The organism is Streptomyces sp. yr375 (genome assembly GCF_900110755.1).
Taxonomy (GTDB): domain Bacteria; phylum Actinomycetota; class Actinomycetes; order Streptomycetales; family Streptomycetaceae; genus Streptomyces.
In genome coordinates this window covers 38,400-46,167 of the sequence record NZ_FOFF01000061.1, presented here as the reverse complement: position 1 = coordinate 46,167, position 7,768 = coordinate 38,400, and the positions used below count along the sequence as shown (strand labels likewise).

Genomic DNA, 7,768 nt, shown 5'->3' with positions numbered 1-7,768 from the left:
GCCCTTCGAGCCAGGCCGGGACCGGCATCGCGTCGCGCACCACCTGCCACTCGGCGTCCGTCATGTCGGAGGGGTACTGCCGCACCCGGTCGGGTCGGTCGGCCGCGTTCCCGAACCGGTGAGCGAGGCAATCGCACGCCGACACGCGCGAGTTGGACGGGAACAACGTCGTCACGCAAGACTGGGACAACAGGGCCTCCTGGTGAACGAGTTGGCTTCGCAACCCTCGTGCTGCACCGGAGGCCCTGCTTTCATGCGCCCGCGCGGCCAAGATCACCCGACCAGGGAACCCGTTCGATCAGAACCGTCCTCGTGATCGATAGGAATACGGCTTCTAAGGGCCGATAGGGGGGTCTGGGGGCGCAGCCCCCAGGGGACGGCGCCAACAGAAAGCGCGCGGACGGACTCGGCTCAGGCCGCACCGGCGAAGTGCCCGCGCACCAGCGCCCGCACCACGTCCACATCCCGCGCCGCCAACGCCTCCAGCAAGGCCATGTGCTCCATCGCGTCCGCGACGAGGTCGGCACAGCCGCGTGAGACGGTCCCGCCGACCAGCGGCCACTGCGACCGCCGGTGCAGATCCTCGGCGATGTCGGCCAACTGCTCGTTGCCGGAGAGCGCGAGCACCGCCCGGTGGAAGACCCGGTCGGCCTCCGCGTACGTGGCCCGGCAGCCGGAGGCCGCCGCGCACATGCTCGCCTCGGCGAGGGGCCGCAGCTCCGCCCACCGCTCGGCAGGCACCGTACGGGCCAGCCGCAGCATCACGGGAACCTCGATCAGCGCCCGCACCTCGGCCAGTTCGGCGAGTTCGCGCGTGCCCCGCACGATCACCCGGAACCCCCGGTTGGGGACGACCTCGACGGCGCCCTCCAGCGCGAGCTGCTGCATCGCCTCCCGGACCGGCGTCGCGGAGACCCCGAAGCGCTCCCCGAGCACCGGCGCCGAGTACACCTCACCCGGCTGCAGTTCCCCGGTGACGAGCGCGGTGCGCAGGGCGTCGAGGATCTGGCCGCGCACGGACGCGCGCTGGACGACCGCCCGGGGACGCGGGATGGGCGTCTCGCTGTGCGTGTGCTCACCGCGCGCCGCACCGGCGGCCCCGCCCCGCTCCCGGTCGGCGCCGTCCCCGAACTCGCCGCGCGACTGCGCCGGCACCCGGGCCCGGCTGTCGCGGGCACCCGGCCCGACCGGGGTTCCCGTACTCGTGGAGCCCTGCACACTCTGCTCCACGGGGTCTCCTCCGGTCTTGTCGGTACTTGGGGTCATTACGACGGGTTGTCACTCGCCCGTCAAGCACCTTAGGCGTACTGGCCGCCAGTTCAAATCCCAACGAGACTGGGTAAGGTAAGGCTTACCTCCAATCTCTCCCGAAACGGCGGTCCCGGCATGCCCTCAGCCCCGTCGGCCACAGCGCAGGCCTACGCCCGTCTCGCGGAGGTCTTCCCGGGCCTGACCGTCACGGAACTGGGCCCCGCGCAGCCGTTCCCCCAAGGCGGCGGCTGGGTCGCCGCGACCGAGCTCGCGGCGGGTGGCGCCGCGCTGGAGGCCTTCCTCGCCTGGGACGACGCCCAGATCGTCCGCGACTACGACCATCAGGCGCGCCCGGACGTCGTCGCGAGCTTCGGACTGCACCGGTACGCCTGGCCGGCCTGCCTGCTGATCACCGTCCCCTGGTTCCTGCACCGCCGGGTGCCCCGGCTGCCCGTGACGCACGTCTCGTACGACCGGACCGGCGACGGGATGCGGATGGCCGTCCGGCCGCCCGACTCCTTCGCGTGCCTGCCGGGCGATCCGGCGGCGCTGCTGCCCGGCGCGCGGGTGGTCGGGGACGAGGAGGCGCTGCGGGCGGAGGTGCGGGCGGCGATAGCCGAGCATCACGAGCCGGTGCTCGCCGGGTTCGGGCCGCGGGCGCGGCGGCGCGGCCGGGCCCTGTGGGGCATGGTGACCGACGAGGTCGTCGAGGGGCTCTGGTACGTCGCCCACCTGCTCGGCGAGGACGAGCAGCGGCGGGCGCGCCGGGAACTGGAACTGCTGCTGCCGGGCGCGACACGCCCGTACGTCGGCTCGGCGGCCTTCCGTGAGCTGACCGGACCGGACGGCGCGGCCCTGCCCACCCGGGACCGGGCGAGCTGCTGCATGTTCTACACGGTGCGCCCCGAGGACACCTGCGTCACCTGCCCGCGCACCTGCGACGCGGACCGTGTCACCAAGCTCATGGCCGCCGCCGCGAGTTGATGCACACTCAGTCACCCCCCGGCGACCGGACACGCCCGGTCGTCCCGTAGGATCACCCGGACGAGGCTTCCTTACGGTCACAGGCGATTCACAATTTCCTCACGTGCCACGGGAACTTTCCGTGGAACCACCCGTACGGGTAGTCTTATTCGAACTCAACTCCCGCCCCTCAAGCGGCAGTTCGAGCAGAACGTCGCCCTGGGCATCCCCTTGCACCTCCTTGGCGGCCTCTTGCCCCGAAACCCCCTGAGGGACGGCGGGATTGGGCCACTATGGCGGGCGTTACGCCCTATCCCAATGCAAGGGACCCCCAGATGAGACTGACCGACATATCGCTGAACTGGCTGCTTCCCGGCGCCGTACTGCTCCTGGGCATGCTGGCGGCGGTGGCGGTGCTAGCGCGCGGGAAGCGCGCCTCCGGGGCAGACGCGAACGCGGACGACTCGTGGGAGCGCACCGAGGAGCGCCGCAGGCGCAAGGAAGCCATATACGGAACCGCCTCCTACGTCCTTCTGTTCTGCTGTGCGGCCGTCGCCGCCGCGCTCTCCTTCCACGGCCTGGTCGGCTTCGGCGAGACGAACCTCGGCCTCACCGGCGGCTGGGAATACCTGGTGCCGTTCGGCCTGGACGGCGCGGCGATGTTCTGCTCCGTCCTCGCGGTGCGCGAGGCCAGCCACGGTGACGCGGCCCTCGGCTCCCGCATACTCGTGTGGACGTTCGCGGGCGCCGCGGCCTGGTTCAACTGGGTGCACGCGCCCAGGGGCCTGGGCCACGCGGGCGCCCCGCACTTCTTCGCCGGTATGTCGCTGTCGGCGGCCGTGCTCTTCGACCGGGCCCTCAAGCAGACCCGCCGGGCCGCGCTGCGCGAGCAGGGCCTCGTGCCCCGTCCGCTGCCGCAGATCCGCGTCGTGCGCTGGGTGCGTGCTCCCCGTGAGACCTACAGGGCCTGGTCGCTGATGCTGCTGGAGAACGTGCGCAGCCTGGACGAGGCCGTCGAGGAGGTCCGCGACGACAAGGCGCGCAAGGAGGAGACCAGGCTGCGTCGCCGCGAGCAGCAGCGTGTCGAGCGCGCGCAGTTGAAGGCGATCAGTCGAGGTCACGGCCGCTTTCCCGGCCGTGGTGGCGGTGGCGGCGGTGGCCGTCAGGTGGAGGCCCAGGCCGCTCTGGAGCGGGCCACGGCCGAGCGTGTCTCCGCGGAGCCTGCCATAGCGAACTCGGCGGAGCAGTTGCCCACCCGTTCACGGCACTCCCTGCAGCCCGTCCGCCAGAGCACCGACTCGATCACCGTCGACCTCACGGCGGAGGACGACACCATGGCCCTGCCGCGCCTCGACTCCCTGGAGCGCAAGCTCAAGGATTTGGAGCAGCAGTTCGGCTGACAGGCAGTTCGGCTGACGGATAGTTCGGCTGACGGACAGCCAGATAGTCGATAGCCAGACGCCACCGGGAAGGGGGCGCGACCGCAACGGTCGCGCCCCCTTCCCGGTGCACGTTGCCCATAGCGGCGTACGCGTCGGACGTCGTTCAGGCGGCGTCGGCCTCCAGCTCGAACCAGACGACCTTGCCGCCGCCTTGGGACCGTACGCCCCAGGTGTCCGCGAGGGACTCCACCAGGACCAGGCCCCGCCCGTGCGTGCCGTCGTCGGAGGTCGGGAATCTCGGCCGGGGGCGGCGGTCCGCGAAGTCCCGCACCTCCACCCGCAGTCCGGACGGTGAGACGGTGGCCGTCAGGACCGCGTCGTCGTCGGTGTGCACGAGCGCGTTGGTGACGAGTTCGCTGGTCAGCAGTTCGGCCGTGTCCGACCGTTCGGGTTTCCCCCAGTCCCGCAGCAGTTCCCTTACCGCCCGGCGCGCCTCGGGCACCGCGCGTAGATCCGACCGTCCGAGGCGCCGGCTGAGCTGTGGCGTCCGATCCCGCTCCGCCCCGTCCTCGGCCGGGTCCTCCCCGGTCCGTCCCGTCGCCGAGGTGCTCGCGATCGTCGCCGGACCGCTTCCCCGTGCCTGCCTCTCCATGGCCCCCGCCCGCGTGTCGATGTCGGTTCCCCTCCTGCTCGAACACGTTCACGGGGATCCTTGCCCGGTCGACACCGGCCCAGTCATCTCGAATCATCAACGACCGAGTGTTCGGCCATGTTCGGGCGGGACTCCGACGAGCCGCCGGGGGCGGTCCCGAACGCTCCCCCAAGGGCTCCCGAGGCCTCCGGAGGGCTCCCATGGGGTGGGGGTCGGGCCGTCGGCCCCGTCCGCGGCCCGCTTCGTGCGCCCCCGCGCGGTACGGCCCCCGCGTGCCGCCGTCCGGTCCGTCGGGCGTGTTCCGGCGGGTGACGGCCCCGGCCGCCGGGCGACGAGGCTGCCGTACGACGACCCGAACGTCCCCCTGAGGGGCGCGCGCCCGCGAGCGGTGGTGAGCCGGTGCATCCGCGCCGCGAGTCGGACGCCGACGCGGCCGTCCCGTACCCCTTCGGCCCTGCGCACCCGGGCGAACTACCGACCGCAAACCGTCGGACCGTACGCGGATTCGCCGCTACCGACATGGCCGTAGGCGGGAAAGAGGCGTGGCAGGTGGTGCTGGACGGCACCACCTGCCCGCGGTCGGCGAGGTTGGCCGGAATGCGCCGGTCCCTCGACGGGTGTGCGCCCGACCTAGCTGCCCGCGGCCCCCTTCGTGCCGATGTGGAAGATCTTGTGGTCGCGGGTCATGTCGACGACGAGTTTGGTGCTCGTGTCCCTGCTCCAGGTGAGGGTGACGCCGGCCTCGGTGTAGTTCGCGGTGCCGTTGTCGGTGACCTTCCACGCGAGGGGGACGTTCTGGGCGAGCAGGACGCCGTCGGCGTGGTTCTTGGCCTCCCAGGCGTTCAGTTCCTTCTGGAAGGCGGGGGTGAGGTAGTGCTTGCGGAGTTCGTCCTTGAGCTTGCCGCCGCCCTCGTCGGTCACGGCGTCGATGTAGGCGCCGTAGAAGTCGGCGATGCGGGTGATGTTGTCGGACGGCTTCCCGCTGACGCTGCGCGGGCTGCCGGCGGATGCCTGGGCGGTCGCGCCGAGCCCGAGCGCCAGGGCGAGGCCGAGGGCCAGGGTGGTGGTACGGCGGCGGGTGGTGCTCTTGCTGGTCATGTGCGTGTTCCCCGTGTCTCTCGTATGTCTCGTGTGTGGCGTGTGGGAGGGGCCGCCGTCCCTCCCGACCCCCGTGACGGGAGGGTGGCGGCCCCGGCTTTTTCTCGGTGGTCGTGCAGGTCGTGGTGGTCGTGCGGTCAGTGGAGCTTGTTGACGGCTGTGACGGTCGTCTTCTTGAAGGCCTTCACCGGGGCGTCGTCGAAGTCGCCGAGCTGGCTCCAGTCCACGACCGTCACCGTCGTGCCGTCCCGGCCCACGGAGAGGAGGCGGATGTCGGTCGCGCCCCAGGACGTCTCGGTGTGCAGGCCGTAGACGTGGGCGCCCTCCTCGACGTTCACCGTCCCGTAGTCCTTGAGCGTGGCCTCGACCTCCGGGTCGGCCTGCTCGATCCGCGCGGCGCAGGACCGGATGTCCTGGCTGACCCGCGAGAACCGCCCCTTCGCCGCGCTGACGCTCGACGACTCGACGCTGACCTGACGGGCGCTCGTGTCGAGGTCGGTGCGGAAGTCCCGGTACCAGGAGTCCCGGCCGTCGCCCAGCGCCATGCCGAGGCAGCGGTCGACCTCCACCTCCGGCGACGCGCCTGCGGTGATCCGCCCGGCCGTCCAGGACGAGCTGGGGTGCGGCGGCAGGTCGGCGGCCGAGAGGAAGCCCGGCCGCTGCGGCGCGGCACCGGCGGGTACGGCGAGCAGGGTGCCGAGGGTGAGGCCCGCGGCCGTGAGTGCGGTGAGCCCGGTGAGCGTGGCGGCTCGGATGCGCTTGGGCATGGGTGTCCCCCGTGAGTGAGTGCAGGAGTGAGTGCGGAAGTGTGGGTCGTCGCCGCGATGCCGGTTGGTCGGTCCGGCCTGGTCGGTGCGACACCAAGAGCATCGGCTGCCGGGGCGGCCCGCTGCAACGGTCTCTGCCCGATCGGCCGTGGTGGAACCATCCCAGCCCATCTGACGTGCAGGTATATGGGTGCCTGGGATGACCGCCCGGGCCGGACGAGCACGGGGGAACGGTGTCGACCGACGACGGTGTGGACGATGTGACGGAGTTCGCGGCGTTACTGACGGAACTGAAGGGGCGCACCGAGCGCAGCTACGGCTCCCTCGCGCGCCGGCTGGGCATGAACACCTCGACGCTGCACCGGTACTGCGCGGGGGAAGCGGTTCCGCAGGACTTCGCGCCCGTGGAACGGCTCGCGGAGTTCTGCGGGGCGACACCGGAGGAACGCCTCGAACTGCACCGGCGGTGGCTGCGAGCGGCGGCGGCACGGCAACAGCGGGCGCGGAGTGCGGCGACGCCGACAGCGACGCCAGCGACACCGGGAGCGCCTGAAACATCCGAAACGCCGTCAGTCCGGAACCCGGACGAGCCACAGGCGCCGCCTCGCCGTTGGTACCGCCGTCGGCGCACCACGGTTCTCGTCGGTGTCGCCTGCGCGCTCCTCGCCACCCTGGGCAGCCTGTCCGCACTGCCCGGCGGCGGCCACCGGTCGGCTCCAGACGCCGCGGCCGACTCCCCTCACCCCTCCGGGTCGGCCACCGCCCCTTACGGGACGACGCCCCCGCACCCCACGCCCACCACCCCCACACCCACCACAAGCCCGACCACCTCCCCCACACCCGACGCCACCTCGGCCTCCCCCACCCCCTCCCCTGCCACCGCCCCCGGGACCGGCGGCAAGGTCTCGGCCGCCGCGACGGGCGTACCGCTCGCCTGGACCGCCGACTCCCAGGTCTGGGCGCTGCATTGCAGCCACGACTACGTCATCGGCAAACCGCCGGCGCAGGTTCCGCCGCCCCCGGTGGAGCAGGACGCCGGGCCGTGGGCGTCGGCCCAGGGGGCCGTGCACGGGCACGAGACCAACGTGGAGATCTCGGTGCAGGGCCGCAGTTCGACGGCCGTCGTCCTGACGGCGTTGCGGGTGCGGGTCGTCGGCCGCGCCGCACCCGCGCAGGGCATCGCCTACGACATGGACCAGGGCTGCGGCGGCTCGCTGAGCAGGCGTTACTTCGCGGTCGACCTGGACAAGGACCGCCCGGTGGCGCACTCGATCGCCGGCAACGACGCGGGCACGCCGATCCCGGCGGTGAGCATGCCCTACCGCGTGTCCAGCACGGACCCGGAGGTGCTGCTGGTCACGGCCCGGACGGACACCTGCGACTGCAACTGGTACCTCGAACTCGACTGGTCGTCCCAGGGCCGCACCGGGACGGTCCGCGTCGACGACCACGGCCGCCCGTTCCGCACCAGCGGCATCAAGGGCCTGCCGCGCTACTGGTACGGCTCGGACAACGGCGACCGCAAGTGGGTCCCGGCGACCGACTGACCCCCCGCGCCGTCGGGGACCCGTACGGGACGCAGGCAGGAGCCGGGAGGGCCGACCTCACCAGCTTTCCGGCTCCTGCCGCGCCCTCCGCGCGCGACGTGCGGACGC

General features: G+C 72.3%; 7 protein-coding genes. 3 read left to right on the top strand and 4 right to left on the bottom strand.

Annotated elements, in window-relative coordinates:
* Positions 1–411: 411 nt before the first annotated feature.
* The gene (locus tag BMZ82_RS35660; protein WP_256252280.1) at positions 412–1,230 is read right to left on the bottom strand and encodes a GntR family transcriptional regulator; all 819 of its coding nucleotides are present in this window, start codon (positions 1,228–1,230) and stop codon (positions 412–414) included.
* Between the two features lie 156 nt (positions 1,231–1,386).
* On the opposite strand from BMZ82_RS35660, the gene BMZ82_RS35655 reads away from it, so the two are divergent.
* Together BMZ82_RS35655 and BMZ82_RS35650 are read left to right on the top strand one after the other, a co-directional pair.
* Positions 1,387–2,235 (top strand): (2Fe-2S)-binding protein, encoded by an 849-nt coding sequence (locus tag BMZ82_RS35655; protein WP_093781554.1) that lies wholly within the window; start codon positions 1,387–1,389, stop codon positions 2,233–2,235.
* A 314-nt stretch (positions 2,236–2,549) separates the two neighbouring features.
* Entirely contained in the window at positions 2,550–3,614 is a 1,065-nt protein-coding gene (locus BMZ82_RS35650; RefSeq protein WP_093781553.1) for a DUF2637 domain-containing protein, read from the top strand.
* Positions 3,615–3,759: 145 nt separating this feature from the next.
* Here the strand turns inward: BMZ82_RS35650 and BMZ82_RS35645 are convergent, their stop codons facing one another.
* The 3 genes from BMZ82_RS35645 to BMZ82_RS35635 form a co-directional block, all read right to left on the bottom strand.
* The gene (locus BMZ82_RS35645) at positions 3,760–4,248 is read right to left on the bottom strand and encodes an ATP-binding protein (RefSeq protein WP_093781552.1); all 489 of its coding nucleotides are present in this window, start codon (positions 4,246–4,248) and stop codon (positions 3,760–3,762) included.
* A gap of 630 nt (positions 4,249–4,878) precedes the next feature.
* On the bottom strand, positions 4,879–5,346 hold the full coding sequence (locus tag BMZ82_RS35640; protein WP_093781551.1) for a hypothetical protein: 468 nt from the start codon (positions 5,344–5,346) through the stop codon (positions 4,879–4,881).
* A gap of 137 nt (positions 5,347–5,483) precedes the next feature.
* On the bottom strand, positions 5,484–6,113 hold the full coding sequence (locus BMZ82_RS35635; RefSeq protein WP_093781550.1) for a hypothetical protein: 630 nt from the start codon (positions 6,111–6,113) through the stop codon (positions 5,484–5,486).
* A gap of 233 nt (positions 6,114–6,346) precedes the next feature.
* Here BMZ82_RS35635 and BMZ82_RS35630 point away from each other — a divergent pair, with 233 nt between their 5' ends.
* Positions 6,347–7,660, top strand: coding sequence for a helix-turn-helix domain-containing protein (locus BMZ82_RS35630; RefSeq protein ID WP_093781549.1), 1,314 nt, complete (start codon positions 6,347–6,349; stop codon positions 7,658–7,660).
* Positions 7,661–7,768 lie beyond the last annotated feature (108 nt).